This window comes from Bordetella genomosp. 13 (assembly GCF_002119665.1).
In the GTDB taxonomy this organism is placed as follows: Bacteria; Pseudomonadota; Gammaproteobacteria; order Burkholderiales; family Burkholderiaceae_B; genus Bordetella.
Genome location: NZ_CP021111.1, coordinates 58,634 through 73,180 on the forward strand (window position 1 = coordinate 58,634; position 14,547 = coordinate 73,180).

15 protein-coding genes and 1 riboswitch are annotated in these 14,547 nt (G+C 69.2%); of the genes, 11 read left to right on the plus strand and 4 right to left on the minus strand.

Features of this window, described 5'->3' with window-relative positions; translation table 11 throughout:
• The first annotated feature begins 211 nt into the window (after window positions 1-211).
• From CAL15_RS00265 to CAL15_RS00280, 4 genes are read left to right on the plus strand one after another with little or no spacing between them, the layout of a single operon-like run.
• Complete coding sequence (locus CAL15_RS00265) at window positions 212-1,168, plus strand: VTT domain-containing protein (RefSeq protein WP_086076785.1); 957 nt, start codon at window positions 212-214, stop codon at window positions 1,166-1,168.
• Window positions 1,169-1,215: 47 nt separating this feature from the next.
• Entirely contained in the window at window positions 1,216-2,145 is a 930-nt protein-coding gene (panE, locus tag CAL15_RS00270) for a 2-dehydropantoate 2-reductase (RefSeq protein WP_086076786.1), read from the plus strand.
• Window positions 2,142-2,714, plus strand: coding sequence for a flavin reductase family protein (locus CAL15_RS00275; protein WP_086076787.1), 573 nt, complete (start codon window positions 2,142-2,144; stop codon window positions 2,712-2,714). The genes panE and CAL15_RS00275 overlap by 4 nt, the downstream gene beginning before the upstream one ends.
• Before the next feature lie 5 nt (window positions 2,715-2,719).
• Window positions 2,720-3,220 (plus strand): nucleoside 2-deoxyribosyltransferase, encoded by a 501-nt coding sequence (locus CAL15_RS00280; protein ID WP_086076788.1) that lies wholly within the window; start codon window positions 2,720-2,722, stop codon window positions 3,218-3,220.
• Window positions 3,221-3,314: 94 nt separating this feature from the next.
• Here CAL15_RS00280 and ribB read toward each other — a convergent pair whose 3' ends face one another.
• From ribB to CAL15_RS00295, 3 genes are all read right to left on the minus strand, one after another.
• A complete protein-coding gene (gene ribB, locus CAL15_RS00285; RefSeq protein WP_086076789.1) occupies window positions 3,315-4,001 on the minus strand; it encodes a 3,4-dihydroxy-2-butanone-4-phosphate synthase in 687 nt (228 codons plus the stop codon).
• A gap of 161 nt (window positions 4,002-4,162) precedes the next feature.
• Window positions 4,163-4,315: riboswitch (FMN riboswitch) on the minus strand.
• A 69-nt stretch (window positions 4,316-4,384) separates the two neighbouring features.
• Window positions 4,385-4,876: an SET domain-containing protein gene (locus CAL15_RS00290; RefSeq protein ID WP_086076790.1), complete on the minus strand. Its 492-nt coding sequence runs from the start codon at window positions 4,874-4,876 to the stop codon at window positions 4,385-4,387.
• Window positions 4,877-4,997: 121 nt separating this feature from the next.
• Window positions 4,998-5,477 carry an Lrp/AsnC family transcriptional regulator gene (locus tag CAL15_RS00295; RefSeq protein ID WP_086076791.1) on the minus strand — a complete coding sequence of 160 codons (480 nt, stop codon included), beginning with the start codon at window positions 5,475-5,477 and terminating at the stop codon, window positions 4,998-5,000.
• A 93-nt stretch (window positions 5,478-5,570) separates the two neighbouring features.
• On the opposite strand from CAL15_RS00295, the gene ilvB reads away from it, so the two are divergent.
• The gene (gene ilvB / locus CAL15_RS00300) at window positions 5,571-7,394 is read left to right on the plus strand and encodes a biosynthetic-type acetolactate synthase large subunit (RefSeq protein ID WP_086076792.1); all 1,824 of its coding nucleotides are present in this window, start codon (window positions 5,571-5,573) and stop codon (window positions 7,392-7,394) included.
• 34 nt (window positions 7,395-7,428) lie between these two features.
• On the opposite strand, the gene CAL15_RS00305 is transcribed toward ilvB, so the two are convergent.
• A complete protein-coding gene (locus CAL15_RS00305) occupies window positions 7,429-8,727 on the minus strand; it encodes an amidase (protein WP_086076793.1) in 1,299 nt (432 codons plus the stop codon).
• Between the two features lie 258 nt (window positions 8,728-8,985).
• Between CAL15_RS00305 and CAL15_RS00310 the strand changes: the two genes are divergently transcribed.
• Genes CAL15_RS00310 through CAL15_RS00335 form a run of 6 tightly spaced genes read left to right on the plus strand, consistent with a single transcriptional unit; the run spans window position 8,986 to window position 14,533 of the window.
• On the plus strand, window positions 8,986-10,029 hold the full coding sequence (locus CAL15_RS00310; protein WP_086080848.1) for a LacI family DNA-binding transcriptional regulator: 1,044 nt from the start codon (window positions 8,986-8,988) through the stop codon (window positions 10,027-10,029).
• On the plus strand, window positions 10,026-11,036 hold the full coding sequence (locus CAL15_RS00315) for an ABC transporter substrate-binding protein (protein ID WP_086076794.1): 1,011 nt from the start codon (window positions 10,026-10,028) through the stop codon (window positions 11,034-11,036). Before CAL15_RS00310 ends, CAL15_RS00315 begins: the two co-directional genes overlap by 4 nt.
• Window positions 11,037-11,038: 2 nt before the next feature.
• Entirely contained in the window at window positions 11,039-11,854 is an 816-nt protein-coding gene (locus CAL15_RS00320) for an ABC transporter permease (RefSeq protein ID WP_086076795.1), read from the plus strand.
• Window positions 11,855-11,871: 17 nt separating this feature from the next.
• Entirely contained in the window at window positions 11,872-12,705 is an 834-nt protein-coding gene (locus CAL15_RS00325; protein WP_086076796.1) for an ABC transporter permease, read from the plus strand.
• Entirely contained in the window at window positions 12,702-13,682 is a 981-nt protein-coding gene (locus CAL15_RS00330) for an ABC transporter ATP-binding protein (protein ID WP_086076797.1), read from the plus strand. The genes CAL15_RS00325 and CAL15_RS00330 overlap by 4 nt, the downstream gene beginning before the upstream one ends.
• 29 nt (window positions 13,683-13,711) lie before the next feature.
• On the plus strand, window positions 13,712-14,533 hold the full coding sequence (locus tag CAL15_RS00335; RefSeq protein ID WP_086080849.1) for a phosphodiesterase: 822 nt from the start codon (window positions 13,712-13,714) through the stop codon (window positions 14,531-14,533).
• Window positions 14,534-14,547: the final 14 nt, after the last annotated feature.

Genomic DNA, 14,547 nt, shown 5'->3' on the forward strand with positions numbered 1-14,547 from the left:
TTCCGGGCTGCCGGCGCGACGGCAAACGACGGCATGCACCGCGGCGGCGAATGATACGCCTGTCGCCGCCCCACGGGTGTGCATGTCGGCACCCTGGTGGTGAAACGAATGGTGCGGGCTCGTACCCACGCCGCGCCCAGGGCCTATGCGTCTACGCATGCGGCATCGGACCTAGAATGCGGATTCCCTTCGCGAGTGCCGTGGCCTTTCCATGCAAGACATCCAAACCCTGCTGCAGCTGTACGGCGGCTGGCTGGTCTTCTTCAACGTGCTCGTCGAGCAGGCGGGCCTGCCCATTCCGGCCTATCCCATGCTGATCGCCGCGGGCGCGGCGGCGCAGAGCGTGGGCGGCTGGCTGGCCGTGTGGCTGCTGGCCTCGCTGGCCTGCCTGTTGGCCGACAGCGCCTGGTACCTGGCCGGCCAGCGCTATGGCGGCCGCCTGCTGGGGCTGGCCTGCAAGGTCTCGCTGTCGCAGGACTCGTGCATCCGCCAGACCCAGAAGCTGTACCTGCGCGTGGGCGTGCGTTCGCTGCTGGTCTGCAAGTTCCTGCCGGGGGCGGGCGCGCTGTCCACGATCATGGCCGGGCTCACCGGCACGCCGTATCGCCGGTTCCTGGCGTACGACCTGGCGGGTTCGCTGATCTGGGCGGCCTCCGGCCTCTTGGCCGGCGCGCTGTTCAAGGACCTGGTCAACGATCTGCTGGACCTGCTCGACCGCTATGGCGCGTACGGGCTGCTGTTGATTGCCGCGGCGCTGGCGCTGTACGTCGTCGTGCGCGGACTGCGCCGCTGGGTGCTGGTGCGCAGCCTGCGCAGTGTGCCGCGGCTGTCGGTCGACGAGCTGCTGCAATGGCAGGCCGACGGACGGACCCCCGTGGTCATCGACGTGCGTGCCGGCCTGGCGGATGCCACGCCGCGCATACCCGGCGCCCTCATCCTGGACACCGAGGCGCAGCTGGCCGACCTGGATCTGGACCCGGCGCAAGGCCGCATCGTCATCTATTGCGCGTGTCCCAACGAGATCTCCGCGGCGCGCCTGGCCGCGCGGCTGCGCGCGGCGGGGTACCGCCACATCTGGGCGCTGCGCGGCGGCTACGAGGCGTGGGAGCGCGCGGCGCATTCCGCTGCTGCCCATCCCGACGCGGCGCCCGCCCGGCGCGGCGCATAATGGCGGCGCGGCCGGGACGACGCGGCCGCGCCTTTACGGAGAAGACAATGCGGATGTTGGTCCTGGGTGCTGGCGGCACCGGCGGATACTTCGGCGGACGCGCGGCGCAGGCCGGCGCCGACGTGACCTTCCTGGTGCGCGAGGCGCGTGCCGAGCGGCTGCGGCGCGACGGGCTGCGCATCAAGAGCCCGCGCGGCGACGCCACGCTGCAGCCCAAGCTGGTGCTGGCCGACGCGGTGGGCGGCCCGTATGACGTGGTGATGCTCAGCTGCAAGGCCTATGACCTGGACAGCTCCATCGAGGCGATCCGGCCCGCGATGGGAGAGCACACCGTGGTGCTGCCCATCATGAACGGCGTGCGCCAGTACGACGTGCTCGATTCGGCCTTCGGCGCGCAGCGCGTGCTGGGCGGACTGTGCCAGATCTCGGCCACCATCGGGCCCGAGGGCGAGATCGTGCACATGGGCCAGCATGCCAACCTGGTCTACGGCGAGCGCGCCGGGCAGGTGCGCAGCGAGCGCTGCGTCGCGATCGAGCAGGCGCTGGCCGGCGTGGATTTCTCCGCCCGCCTCAGCGACGCCATCTACCAGGACATCTGGGAAAAGTACGTCTTCCTGACCGCGCTGGCGGCCTCGACCTGCCTGATGCGCGGCACGGTCGGCCAGATCGTCTCGTCCGACGATGGCGAAGCCTTCATGCGCGCGCTGCTGCGCGAGACGCAGCAGGTGGCCGCGGCCAACGGCCATCCCGTGCGCGCCGCGGCCGATGCCGCCGCCCTGAAATCGCTGACCGACGCATCGTCGAACGTCACCGCTTCGATGTTCCGCGACCTGAGCCAGGGCGGCAAGGTCGAGGCCGAACACTTGATCGGCGACATGGTCCGGCGCGCCGCCTCGCTGGGGTTGGACACCCCCTATCTGCGCGTGGCCAACACCCACCTGCAGGTCTACCAGGCGCGCCGCGCCGCGAATCAATGAACGGTTTCGAACCCGTCGAACTGACGCGGGCCTATCTGCTGCTCAACCACGGCCCGACCGTACTGGTTTCCAGCGCGCACGAGGGCGAGCAGAACGTGATGGCCGCGGCCTGGGCCATGCCGCTGGATTTCGACCCGCCCAAGGTGCTGGTCGTCATCGACAAGAGCACGCGCACGCGCGCGCTGGTCGAGGCCTCGGGTGAGTTCACCCTGTGCGTGCCGCCTCGCGAACAGGCCGAGGCCGTGCTGTTCGTGGGCTCGCATTCGGCCAGTGCCCGGCAGGACAAGCTGCAGGTCTCGGGCCTGCAGCTGCAGTCCGCCAGCCGCGTGGGCGCGCCGCTGGTGCAGGGCAGCCTGGCGTGCCTGGAATGCCGCGTGCTGCCCGAGCCGCACAACGAACAGCGCTACGACCTTTTCATCGGTGAAGTGGTGGCCGCCTGGGCCGACCCGCAGGCCTTCTCGGGCAACCGCTGGCACTTTCCCAGCGACGGGCGGCGCTCGGTCCACTACGTGGCGGGCGGCTCGTTCTTCGCAACCGGACCGGGCTTCGTCGTGCCCGGCAAGGAGTAGCTGCCATGTACCGCATCTATCTGGCCGGCTTCGATGTGTTCCGCGTCGACGCCGTGCAGCACGGCGAGCGCCTGAAGGCGCTGTGCCGCGAGCATGGCCACGAGGGGCTGTTCCCGCTGGACAAGCAGGCGCCCGAAGGCATGTCCGGCCGCGCGCTGGCCGAATGGATCTATCGCCAGAACACGGCGCTGATCCGCCAGGCCGACGTGGTTATGGCGAACCTGAATCCCTTCCGCGGCGCCGAGCCCGATTCGGGCACCGCGTTCGAAGTGGGCTATGCCGTGGCGCTGGGCAAGCCGGTGTGGGGCTATACCCGGCACGCGGGCACGTTGATCGAGCAGGTCGCCGTGGGCCCGGACCCGGCCGAGCCCACGCGCTCGCTGGACGCGCAGGGATATACCGTCGAAGACTTCGGCATGAACCTCAACCTGATGCTGGCCTGCAGCGCGCGCATCGTGGTGGGCGACGCGGCGCAGTGCCTGCGCGAGATGTCCCGGCCGCGTTGAGGCTCCCACGGCCGGGCGCGGCCGCCGGCAGCCGGCAGCCGGGTCCTTCGTAGCGGCATGCCCCCGCGCATGTGCGCGAGGTGGATGCCCGTATTCAGGCCAGCACGGCCTCGGCCGATTCCGCGGCCGGCTTGCGGGCCCGCAGATAGTCGGCCAGCTCGGCGATATGCAGCGCCACCAGGCCATGCATGGCCGCATAGCGTTCCAGCGCTGCGCCGCGCATCATGGTGCCGTCGGCGTTCATCAGTTCGCACAGCACGCCGGCCGGGCGCAGGCCGGCCAGTGTGGCCAGGTCGACCGAGCCTTCGGTATGGCCGCGCCGCGTCAGCACGCCGCCCGGCTGCGCGCGCAGCGGAAAGACGTGTCCCGGGCTGACCAGGTCGGTGCGCTGCGCGTGCGGTGCGATGGCGGCGCGGATGGTGGTGACGCGGTCGGCCGCCGACACGCCGGTGCTGACGCCCTCGCGCGACTCGATGGATACCGTGAAGGCGGTGCCGTTGCGGCTGCCGTTGCTGGACACCATGGGTGGCAGGCCCAGCCGGTCGAGCGCCTCGCCGGGCAGGCACAGGCACACGATGCCGCTGCCGTCGCGGATCAGTTGCGCCATCACGGGCACGGTGAGCTTGTCGGCTGCGACGATGAGATCGGCTTCGTTTTCACGGTCGGCATCGTCCATCAGGATGACGGGACGGCCGATGCGCAGGTGCTGCAGCGCGCGCTCGAGCCGCATGGCGAAGGGCTGCGCGTAGAGGGGAGATACGGAGGAAACGGTAGTGGACATTGAAACGCTCTCGCGAAAAAAGTGGCGAAAAACGTTTCAGGGCTACGAATAGCCGTACGCCATGCAACGGTGCGGTTACCCGCTGGACCGCCCGCAAGAACGCATGCGGAGCGCGAGGCACGCGGCCAATCCGCGAGCCCGTGCCATGTAATGGCGTGCCGGCACATCTTCTCTCATCCGGACTGTGACCGTCGGCCCTGGCATCGCACCAGATCTGCTGACCCCGCGATCCGAAGGACCACGGGCGCTCGCGGGCTCGCCGCATTGCGCGGCATACCGCCGGTGGGGAATTTCGCCCCGCCCTGAAGACGTACTGCATGGCCGCGAACGAACGCGGCTGCACGGCATTGTACGCCTGTCGCGCGGCGGGCCCGCCGGGCGCGTCAGGCTTGCTTCTTTTTCTTTTTCTTCTTGGGCAGCGCCAGCATGGTGCCGCGGCAGGAGGCCGCGCCGCACAGGCAGCGATAGCCTTCCTTCAGGGCCTTGGTGATGCGGCCGTCGAGCACGAGGCCGTAGTCGTAGAACAGTTCCTCGCCGCGCTTGATGTCGCGCAGCGCCACGACGTACACGCGCTTGCCCGCGGAGCCTTCCTGCGCTTCGCAGTTGGGTTCGCATGCGTGGTTGATCCAGCGGGCGTCGTTGCCGCGGTCGCCGCCGTCGATGACCTTGCCCGAGCTGAGCGCGAAGAAAAAGGTGTGGAACGGATCGTCGGGGTTGGTGGGATGCCGGCGGTCGGCTTCCTCCGGCGTGATGCGCCGGCCGCGATATTCGATGATGCGCGTGCCCGCGGGGATCTTGCGCGCGGCGAAGACGCCGTTGCCATGCAGCTTGGAGCGGCGCACGACGTGCCACGGTTGGACGATGTCGGAGGTCATGTGAGGCGGAAGCGGTGGGCGGAAGCGAGCGCCATTATATCGGCCGGCTTCGCGCGGCCCCAGGCGTATCGCGCACGTCATCCGCCGGTCGTATTGCAATCCGCGCCCGTGATGCGGCGCCTTATGACTCGCGCGCGGGCGGCGGCGTCAACGGCAGCCGCGATTCCTTCAGGCTGCGCAGCACGAAGCCCGACTTGCTGTGCCGGATGCCGGGGATGCGATACAGCCGCTCGCGCAGCAGCCTTTCATAGTCGCGCGTGTCGCGCACCGCGATGCGGATGTAGTAGTCGTAGTCGCCCGACACCAGAAAGGCCTCGAGCACCTCGGGAATCTCGGCCAGCGCGCGGCCGAACTCGTACAGTGTCTCCTCGCTGTGGCTTTCCAGCGTGACGTGGACGATGACCGTGTCGGTGTAGCCCAGGCTGGCGGGGTCGATGTCGACGGTGTAGCCGCGGATGACCCCCGCTTTCTCCATGCGCTTGATGCGGTTCCAGCAGGGGGTCGGCGACAACCCGACGGCCGTGCCGATGTCGTTGAGGCTGGCGCGGGCGTTGTCCTGCAGGACCTTCAAAATGGCGAGGTCGAACTTGTCGAGATTCATTTTCTTGGCTTTCGTGCAAGTAAAGAAGAATTTACTGCAATCCGGGCTGAACAGCAGAAAAGAAGATAAAAATTCTTCCCTAATCCCCATAAGATGGTCAGCATGAACGATCGTCTCTCCACCTCCGCCCTCGCCGCTCTCGACGCCGCCGACCAACCGCGCAACGGCGCGCAGATTCTTCTCGACACCCTGATCGCCTGCGGGGTCGATACGGTGTTCGGCTACCCAGGCGGCGCCGTGCTGCCTTTGTACGACGCGCTGCATGCCGAGCCGCGGCTGCGCCACGTGTTGGTGCGCCATGAGCAGGCCGCCGTGCATGCCGCCGAGGGCTACGCGCGCAGCACCGGCCGGCCCGGCGTCGTGTTCGTCACGTCGGGTCCGGGCATGGCCAACACCACCTCGGGGCTGCTGGACGCGATGTGCGATTCCATTCCGGTGCTGTGCATCAGCGGCCAGGTGGCCACGGCGGCCATCGGCACCGATGCATTCCAGGAATGCGATGCGCTGGGCATCTCGCGTTCGGTCACCAAGTGGAATACGCAGGTGCGCAGCGCAGGCGAGGTAGGCGCGGTGATCGCGCGCGCGTTCGGGCTGACCCGCGAGGGCCGCCCCGGCCCCGTGCTCGTGGATTTGCCCAAGGATGTGCAGCTGGCCATGCCCGAGCCTGGTTGCGCGGACAGCGCGGCGGCTCGGCAGCGCCGCGAGGAGGCGGAGCTGCGGGCGCGCCGGCAGGGCGGCAAGAGCGCCAACCGGCTGCCCCAGGGAGCGCTGCGCCGCGCGCTGACGCTGATCGAACAGGCCAGGCGGCCCGTGTTCTATGGCGGCGGCGGGCTGGTCAACGCCGGCCCGGCGGCTTGCGAGGCCTTTACCGCGCTGGTGCGCGCCAGCGGCGCGCCGTGCACGCTTACCTTGATGGGACTGGGCGCCTTCCCGGCCTCGGACCCGCAGTTCGTCGGCATGCTGGGCATGCACGGCACGCTGGAAGCGAACCTGGCCATGCACCAGGCTGACCTGGTGGTGTGCGTCGGCGCGCGATTCGACGACCGCATCACGGGCAAGCTGGCCGAGTTCTGCCCGCATGCGCGCAAGATCCACATCGACATCGACCCAACCTCCATCAACAAGGTCGTGCGCGTGGACGTGGCGCTGGTGGGCGATTGCCTGCCGATGCTGCAGGCGTTGAGCGCGGACATGCCGTCCCTGCCGCCTGGCCGTCTGAACGACTGGTGGCGCCGCATCGAGGGCTGGCGCGCGCGCCGCTGCCTGGACTACCCCCCGAGCGCCACGGCCATCCTGCCGCAACAGCTGATGCAGCGCCTGGACGCGGCGCTGGCCGGCCGCGACGCCATCGTCTCGACCGACGTGGGGCAGCACCAGATGTGGGCCGCGCAGTACCTGCGCTTCGATCGTCCCAACCGCTGGCTGACCTCGGGCGGCGCGGGCACGATGGGCTATGGCGTGCCGGCCGCCATCGGCGCGCAGATCGCGCATCCCGGCCGCACCGTGGCCTGCGTCAGCGGCGATGCATCGGTGCTGATGAACATCCAGGAGCTTTCCACGGCGGTACAGCACCGTGCGCCGGTCAAGGTGGTGTTGTGCAACAACGGCTACATGGGCATGGTGCGCCAGTGGCAGGAGCTGATCCACGGCGGACGCTACAGCCACAGCTACAACGAGGCCCTGCCCGATTTCGTGGCGCTGGCGAGGGCATTCGGATGGGGCGCGGCCCGTGTCGAGGATCCGGCGCAGCTGGACGCCGCGCTGGCGCAATGCCTGGCCTACGACGGCCCGTTCTTCCTGGACGTGGTGGTGCACGGGCAGGAGAACTGCTTTCCGATGATGCCCGCCGGACACGGCCACCATCGCATGATGCTGGCCGAAGGGGTGTGGTACGAGCCTGATGAGTTCGACGCCTAGGGGCTGTTGAAGGGCCCTGGCGTCCGTTGCCGACCTAGAGTTCGGGCGGGTGTTCGGCCAGCTCGCGCTGCACCCACCCCGCCATGGCCAGCAGGCCGTGGTCATGGTTGATATTGCCGATGGCCTGCAGGCCTACCGGCAGGCCCTGTGGCCCCTGTGCGAACGGCAGGTGCACCGTGGGCACCCCTGCCAGCGTCCAGCCGCGGCAGAACTGCGGATCGCCGGTGCCCTGCTCGAAGAACGGCGCTTCGCCAGCCGCGCTGGGAGCCAGCACCAGGTCGTACGTATCGAACCATGCGTGGATGCGCGCGGTTACCTGGGCGGCGCGTGCGCGCAGCGTCAGATAGTCGGCGGACGAGATGCGCATGCCGGCCTCGAGCACGGCCTGCAGCTTGGTGCTGAGCTGCGAGCCATAGGCCCGGCGCTCATAGGCCAATGACTGCGACGCCTCGAACGCCATGATGTCGGCGTGCAGCTGCACGATCGCGCAGTCTTCCGCGGGCAGCGCCATTTCCTCCACGCGCGCCCCGGCGGCCGACAACACGCGCGCGGCATGCTCGTACGCCGTGCGCGTTTCGGGCAGCGTGTGGCGCCATTGCAGCGTGCGGAACATGCCGATCCGCGGCTTCGCGTCGTAGTCCAGCTGGCGCAGCCGTTCGTCGCGCAGCAGCACCGAGGCCAGCAGGCCGATGTCTTCCACCGATCGCGCGAAGCCGCCGATGGTGTCCAGGGTGTCGGCCAGGTTCTTCATGCCGGCGCGCGGCACGCGCGCGAAACTGGGCTTGAAGCCCACGATGCCGCAATACGCGGCGGGGCGGATGATGGAGCCGGCCGTTTGCGTGCCCAGGGCCAGAGGCACCATGTCGTCGGCCACCGCCGCGGCAGAGCCGCTGGACGAGCCGCCGGGCGTGTACGCCGGGTTGCGCGGATTGCGGGTGGGGCCGGGCGTGTAGGTGGCGAATTCGGTGGTGACGGTCTTGCCCAGCACCAGCGCGCCGGCATCGCGGCACAGCGCGACGCACGCCGCGTCGGCATGGGGTTGGTGGCGGTCGTAGATGCTGGATCCGTAGCGGGTCGGCAGGTCGTGGGTGTCGAAGATGTCTTTCACGCCCAAGGGCAGCCCGTGCAGTACGCCGCGCACGGCCCCGCGGTCCAGCGCCTGGGCCTGCGCGATGGCCGCTGGCGCATCCACCACAACCCATGCCTGCACCTGCGGCTCGCGCTGCTCGATGCGCGCCAGGCAGGCGCGCACGAGCTGCTCGGCGCTGAGTTCGCGGCGGTTGAGCAGGCGCGCCGCTTCGAGCGCGCCCAGCTTGTTCAGTACAGCGGCCATCCCGTTTTCCCCAACGAGTGTTCTGTTCTATTTCGCGTGCTGATACGGATGCGGGCGCATGGCGTGCCGTCCATACCGGTCGTATGTGACTCCAGTGTAGAAGCAAGCACTATGTTGCGCAAAGCATACGACGGCATGTCGACATGCCGTATCGGCTTTTCGGTCAAGCAAACGCCGTACCTGATGCCGCGCCATACTGACACGCGCTTGTCATGCTGGGCCATTAAATTTGAAAACGTTTTCATATGGGCTGCCGCCGTGACCCGCAAAACATCCCCCCGTCCGTCCATTGTAGAAGTGGCCCGCAAGGCCGGCGTTTCGCCCGCCACGGTCTCGCGCGCATTCAACCAGCCGGGGCTGCTCAGGCCGGACACGTTGGCGCGCATCGAGGCGGTGGCGCGCCAGGATGGCTTCCGTCCCAACCGCGTAGGTCGCAGCCTGCGGGCGGGCAGCACGCGCACGATCGGACTGCTGCTGCCCACGCTGACCAACCCGGTGTTCGCGGATTGCTTCGAGGGCGCCGAGCAGCATGCGCGCGAGGCCGGCTACAGCGTCATGGTAGCCACCACGGGTTACGTCCCGGCTACCGAAGCCCGGATGGTGCAGGGGCTCATCGACCATCAGGTGGATGGTCTCATTCTTACGGTGGGCACCCCCGCGCGCAACGCCACGCTGGCCGCGCTGCAGGATGCCGGCATGCCGCACGTGCTGGCCTACAACGAGTCTTCGGCCCATTCTTTCGTGTCGGTCGACAACCGCGCGGCGGCGCGCGAGATGGTGGGCAGCCTGGCCGCGCTGGGCCATCGCCGCATCGCCATCGTCACCGGTCCGCTGGCCGCATCCGACCGCGCGCGACGCCGGCTCGAGGGCGCGCGCGCCGCGGCGCGCCAGCACGAGCTCGAGCCGCTCGGCCATCTCATCATGCCCGCCCATACGGCCGCCAGCGCGGACATCCTGCGCGAGGCGCTGGCCGGTCCCGCGGCGCCCACCGCGCTGTTCTGTTCCAACGACCTGCTGGCCACCTCCGTGATCTCGCATCTGGTGGCGCTGGGCCTGCGCGTGCCGCAGGACGTATCGGTGTGCGGCTTCGACGGCGTGGCCATCGGCGCGCTGATGGTGCCGCCGCTGACGTCGGTGGAGCAGCCCAGCCGGCAGATCGGCGCCACGGCCTGCGCGCAGCTGCTGGCGCAGCTGGAGGGCCGGCCCACCGAATCCGTGCGGCTGCCGCACCGCATTCTCCCCGGGGGCACGGTCGCCGCGCCGGCCCCGATCACGCGTCCCACGAGGAAATCCCGCAAATGAAACGCTTACTGAAAACCGCGCTGCGCTGCACGCTGGCCGCGTTGGCGATCGGCGCCGGCGCCGCGCAAGCCCAGACCGCCGTCTGCTACAACTGTCCGCCCGAATGGGCCGACTGGGCCGCGCAGATCCAGGCCATCAAGAAGGCCACCGGCATCACCGTGCCGCCGGACAACAAGAACTCCGGCCAGGCGCTGGCGTCGATGGCGGCGGAGCGCGCCAATCCGGTGGCCGACGTCGTGTATTACGGCGTCACGTTCGGCATCCAGGCCGACAAGGACGGGCTGGTTCAGCCCTACAAGCCCGCCAACTTCGACCGCATTCCCGAAGGCATGAAGGATCCCTCGGGCAAGTGGTTCGCCATCCATTCGGGCACGCTGGGCTTCATGGTGAACGTCGACGCGCTGCGCGGCAAGCCCGTGCCCAAGTCGTGGGCAGACCTGGCCAAGCCCGAGTACCGCGGCATGGTGGGCTACCTGGATCCGGCCTCTGCGTTTGTCGGCTACGTCGGCGCCGTGGCGGTCAACCGCGCGCTGGGCGGCACGCTGCAGAACTTCGACCCGGGCATCGCGTGGTTCAAGAAGATGCAGGCCAACAGCCCCATCGTGCCGAAGCAGACCGCTTACGCGCGCGTGCTGTCAGGCGAGATCCCCATCCTGGTCGACTACGACTTCAACGCCTACCGCGCCAGGTACAAGGACGGCGCCAACGTGGCGTTCGTGATCCCGGCCGAGGGCACCATCGCCGTGCCGTACACCATGAGCCTGGTGGCCGATGCGCCGCACGCCGACAACGGCCGCAAGGTGCTGGACTTCACGCTGTCGGACGAAGGCCAGGCGATCTGGGCCAATGCCTTCCTGCGTCCGGTGCGCCCCGAGACCATTTCGGCCGAGGCCCAGAAGAAGTTCCTGCCCGCCGCCGAATACGCGCGCGCCGGCACGGTGGACTACGCCGAAATGGCGGCGGTGCAGCGCGCCTTCGCCGAGCGCTACACCAAGGAAGTCAACTGACGATGGCAAGCCGCGGCTGGATAGCGTTCGCCGCGCCCGCCGCGGCTCTCTTCCTGGCGTTCTGGCTGCTGCCGATGGCGGGGCTCGCCGTGATGGGCGGGCGCACCGTCGACGGACAATCGGCCTACGTCGCGGTGCTGACAAGCCCGCGCTACTGGCGCAGCCTGTTCAACACGGCGGCGCTGTCGTTGGGTGCCACGCTGGCCACGCTGCTCATCGCGCTGCCCGTGGGGCGTTTCCTGGCGTGGCATCGCAGCTTCCGCGGGCGCCGCGTGCTGGTGGCGTTGCTGGCTTTTCCGCTGGCCTTTCCGGGCGTGGTGGTCGGCTTTCTCATCATCCTGCTGGCGGGACGCCAGGGCGTGTTCGGCACCGTCAGCCAGTGGGTGGGGGCCGAACCGGTGGTGTTCGCCTATGGCATGGGCGGACTGTTCCTGGGGTACCTGTATTTCTCGCTGCCGCGCACCATCGGCATGATCTCGGCCGCGGCCGAGCAGATCGACACCAGCCTGCTCGAGGCCGCCCGCACGCTGGGCGCCTCGCCGTGGCGCCGCTTCGCGGACGTGGAGCTGCCCGCGCTGGCGCCCGCGCTGATCGGCGCGGGCGCGATGAGCTTCGCCACCAGCATGGGCGCCTTCGGCACCGTGTTCACGCTGGGCACGCGCATCGACGTGCTGCCGCTCACCATTTACAACGAGTTCACCAACTACGCCAACATCCCCGTGGCCGCCGCGTTGTCGGTGGTGCTGGGCCTGGCGACCTGGGCGGTGCTGTATGTGGCGCACAGCCTGGCCGGCGCGCGCGCCGGCGCGGCGGCCTGACCCGCGAAGGCAACATCATGTCCACGACTTCGCTGCATTCGAAAACCGATATGCGTCTTGGCCTGGCCGTTACGCTGGCCGTGGCCGCCTTTCTCATCGGTCCGGTGGTCTTGTCGGTGCTGGCCGGGCTGACGCGCAATTACTTCGTCGGCCTGTCCAGCGGCCTGACGCTGCGCTGGGTGGCGCAGGTGTGGGACCTGTATGCCGACACCATCTGGCGTTCGCTGGCGGTGGCGGTGCTGACCTTGGTCGTGTGCACGCTGGTCGGCGTGCCCGCCGCCTGGGTCCTTACGCTGCATCGCGGCCGCGTGGCGCGCGCGCTGGAAGAGCTGCTGACGCTGCCCGTGGCCGTGCCGGGGCTGGCTTCGGCCCTGGCGCTGATCGTGTCGTGGGGCACGCTGCCCGGCCTGCGCGGCAGCACGGCATTCATCGTCATCGGCCATGTGCTGTTCACGCTGCCGTTCATGGTGCGCGCGGCGCGCGCCAGCATGGCGGGCGCCGGCCTGGCCGCCCTGGACGAGGCCGCGGCCACGCTCGGCGCATCGCGCATGCGCCGCTTCATGGACATCGTGGTGCCCAATGCGGCGCCCGGCATCGTCACGGGCGGGCTGACGGTGCTGACGCTTTCCATTGGCGAATTCAACCTGACCTGGCTGTTGCACACGCCTCTTACCAAGACCCTGCCCGTGGGCCTGGCCGACAGCTATGCGTCGATGCGGCTCGAGGTCGCATCGGCCTACACCCTGGTCTTCCTGCTGATGCTGATGCCCTTGCTGGTCGGCCTGCAGTGGCTGGCCAGACAAGGCCGGCAGCGCGAGCCGCGCGCCGGCGAACCTGGATCGTCCCGATGAGCAACACCGTTTCAATCACCTTGCAGCAGTGCGCCAAGACGTGGCCCGACGGCACGCGTGCGCTGCAGCCGCTGGACCTGCACGTGCCCGGCGGCGAGATCCTGGCGCTGCTGGGCCCTTCGGGCTGCGGCAAGACCACGCTGCTGCGCCTGGTATGCGGCCTGGAGCAGGCGGATGCCGGCGGCCGCATCGTGTATGGCGACGAGGAGGTCACCGCGCAGCCGCCCGAGGCGCGCGGCGTGGGCGTGGTGTTCCAGAACTACGCGCTGTTTCCCAACATGACGGTGGCGGACAACGTGGGCTATGGCCTGCGTGTGCGCGGCCACGATGCGGCCGCGCGCGCGCGCCGCGTGCGCGAGATGCTGGAGCTGGTGCGCATGCACGAGTACGCCGGCCGCGCCGTCACGCAGTTGTCCGGCGGCCAGCGCCAGCGCGTGGCGCTGGCGCGCGCCCTGGCCATCGAGCCGCGCGTGCTGCTGCTGGACGAACCATTGACGGCGCTGGACGCCAAGCTGCGCGAGCACCTGCGCGTCGAGCTGTCGCAGATGCTGCGCCATCTGGGCATCACCACGCTGATCGTCACGCATGACCAGGACGAGGCCATGATGCTGGGCGACCGCATCGCCGTCATGTCCGCCGGCCGGATCGAGCAGATCGGCACCGCCGAGGTCCTGTATCGCCGGCCGGACACCGCGTTCGTGGCCGATTTCCTCGGAACCCTGTGCCGCTTGCGCGCCGATACGCAGGGGAGCATGCTGGTGCCGGGCGTGGAGAGCGTGTCCTTCCGCCCGCACCAGGCCGTGCTGCAGCCGCCGCATCCCGATGCCCTGCAGGGCCGCGTGCTGGCGCGGTTTTTCCTGGGCGCGTCGGTGCGCTACGAGATCGGACTGGACGATGGCCAGCGCTTCGCCGTCGTCGCGGCGCCCGACAGCGCCTACCAGCCCGGGCAACCGGTCAGCGTACGACTGATTCTTTGATCGACCGATCGATACTGATGGAGCGCGAGATGCTTATTGCGCAGATTACCGACCTGCATATCCGCATGCCCGGCCAGAAGGCCTACCGCGTGGTCGAGACCGACCGCTACCTGCCGCCCGCCGTGGCGGCCCTGAACGCGCTGGACCCTGCGCCCGACGTGGTGATGATCAGCGGCGACCTGACCGACTTCGGCCGCGAGGCCGAGTATGCCCACCTGAAGGGCATGCTGGACCGCCTGGCCGCGCCGTACTACCTGCTGCCGGGCAACCACGACGCGCGCGCCGAACTGCAGCGCGTCTTCGATGGTCATGCGTACCTCGGCAGCATGGACGGCTTCGTGCAGTACACGATCGAGGACTATCCGCTGCGGATGGTCGTGCTGGACACCGTCGTACCCATGCAAAGCCATGGCGAGCTGTGCGAGCGCCGCCTGGACTGGCTGGCCGACCGCCTGGACGAACAGCCCGAGCGGCCCACCGTCATCGTCATGCACCACCCGCCGTTTCGCACCGGCATTGCGCACATGGACGCCATCGGCCTGCTGCAGGGCGCCGAGCGCTTCGAGGCCATCGTCGGCCGGCATCGCAACATCGAACGCATCATGTGCGGCCATCTGCATCGCACCATCTTCCGGCGCTATGCCGGCACGGTCGCGTCCACCGCGCCCAGCACGGCGCACCAGGTCGCGCTGGACCTGCGTCCCGATGGTCCTTCGGCTTTCAAGATGGAGCCCCCGGGCTACCACCTGCACGAGTGGCGCGACGGGGCGCTCGTGACCCACCACGCGTACATCGGGGATTTCCCCGGCCCGTATCCGTTTCACGAAGACGGCGCGCTGATCGACGAGTGACGAGCGCAGTGCGG

Coding starts and splice junctions, on each gene's coding strand:
- CAL15_RS00305 (WP_086076793.1), bottom strand. CDS start 8,727: ATGGCCGCTGTACTGAACAAGCTGGGCGCGCTCGAAGCGGCGCGCCTG.
- CAL15_RS00295 (WP_086076791.1), bottom strand. CDS start 5,477: ATGAATCTCGACAAGTTCGACCTCGCCATTTTGAAGGTCCTGCAGGAC.
- CAL15_RS00335 (WP_086080849.1), top strand. CDS start 13,712: ATGCTTATTGCGCAGATTACCGACCTGCATATCCGCATGCCCGGCCAG.
- CAL15_RS00325 (WP_086076796.1), top strand. CDS start 11,872: ATGTCCACGACTTCGCTGCATTCGAAAACCGATATGCGTCTTGGCCTG.
- CAL15_RS00315 (WP_086076794.1), top strand. CDS start 10,026: ATGAAACGCTTACTGAAAACCGCGCTGCGCTGCACGCTGGCCGCGTTG.
- CAL15_RS00275 (WP_086076787.1), top strand. CDS start 2,142: ATGAACGGTTTCGAACCCGTCGAACTGACGCGGGCCTATCTGCTGCTC.
- CAL15_RS00320 (WP_086076795.1), top strand. CDS start 11,039: ATGGCAAGCCGCGGCTGGATAGCGTTCGCCGCGCCCGCCGCGGCTCTC.
- CAL15_RS00290 (WP_086076790.1), bottom strand. CDS start 4,876: ATGACCTCCGACATCGTCCAACCGTGGCACGTCGTGCGCCGCTCCAAG.
- ilvB (WP_086076792.1), top strand. CDS start 5,571: ATGGTCAGCATGAACGATCGTCTCTCCACCTCCGCCCTCGCCGCTCTC.
- CAL15_RS00280 (WP_086076788.1), top strand. CDS start 2,720: ATGTACCGCATCTATCTGGCCGGCTTCGATGTGTTCCGCGTCGACGCC.
- panE (WP_086076786.1), top strand. CDS start 1,216: ATGCGGATGTTGGTCCTGGGTGCTGGCGGCACCGGCGGATACTTCGGC.
- CAL15_RS00265 (WP_086076785.1), top strand. CDS start 212: ATGCAAGACATCCAAACCCTGCTGCAGCTGTACGGCGGCTGGCTGGTC.
- ribB (WP_086076789.1), bottom strand. CDS start 4,001: ATGTCCACTACCGTTTCCTCCGTATCTCCCCTCTACGCGCAGCCCTTC.
- CAL15_RS00330 (WP_086076797.1), top strand. CDS start 12,702: ATGAGCAACACCGTTTCAATCACCTTGCAGCAGTGCGCCAAGACGTGG.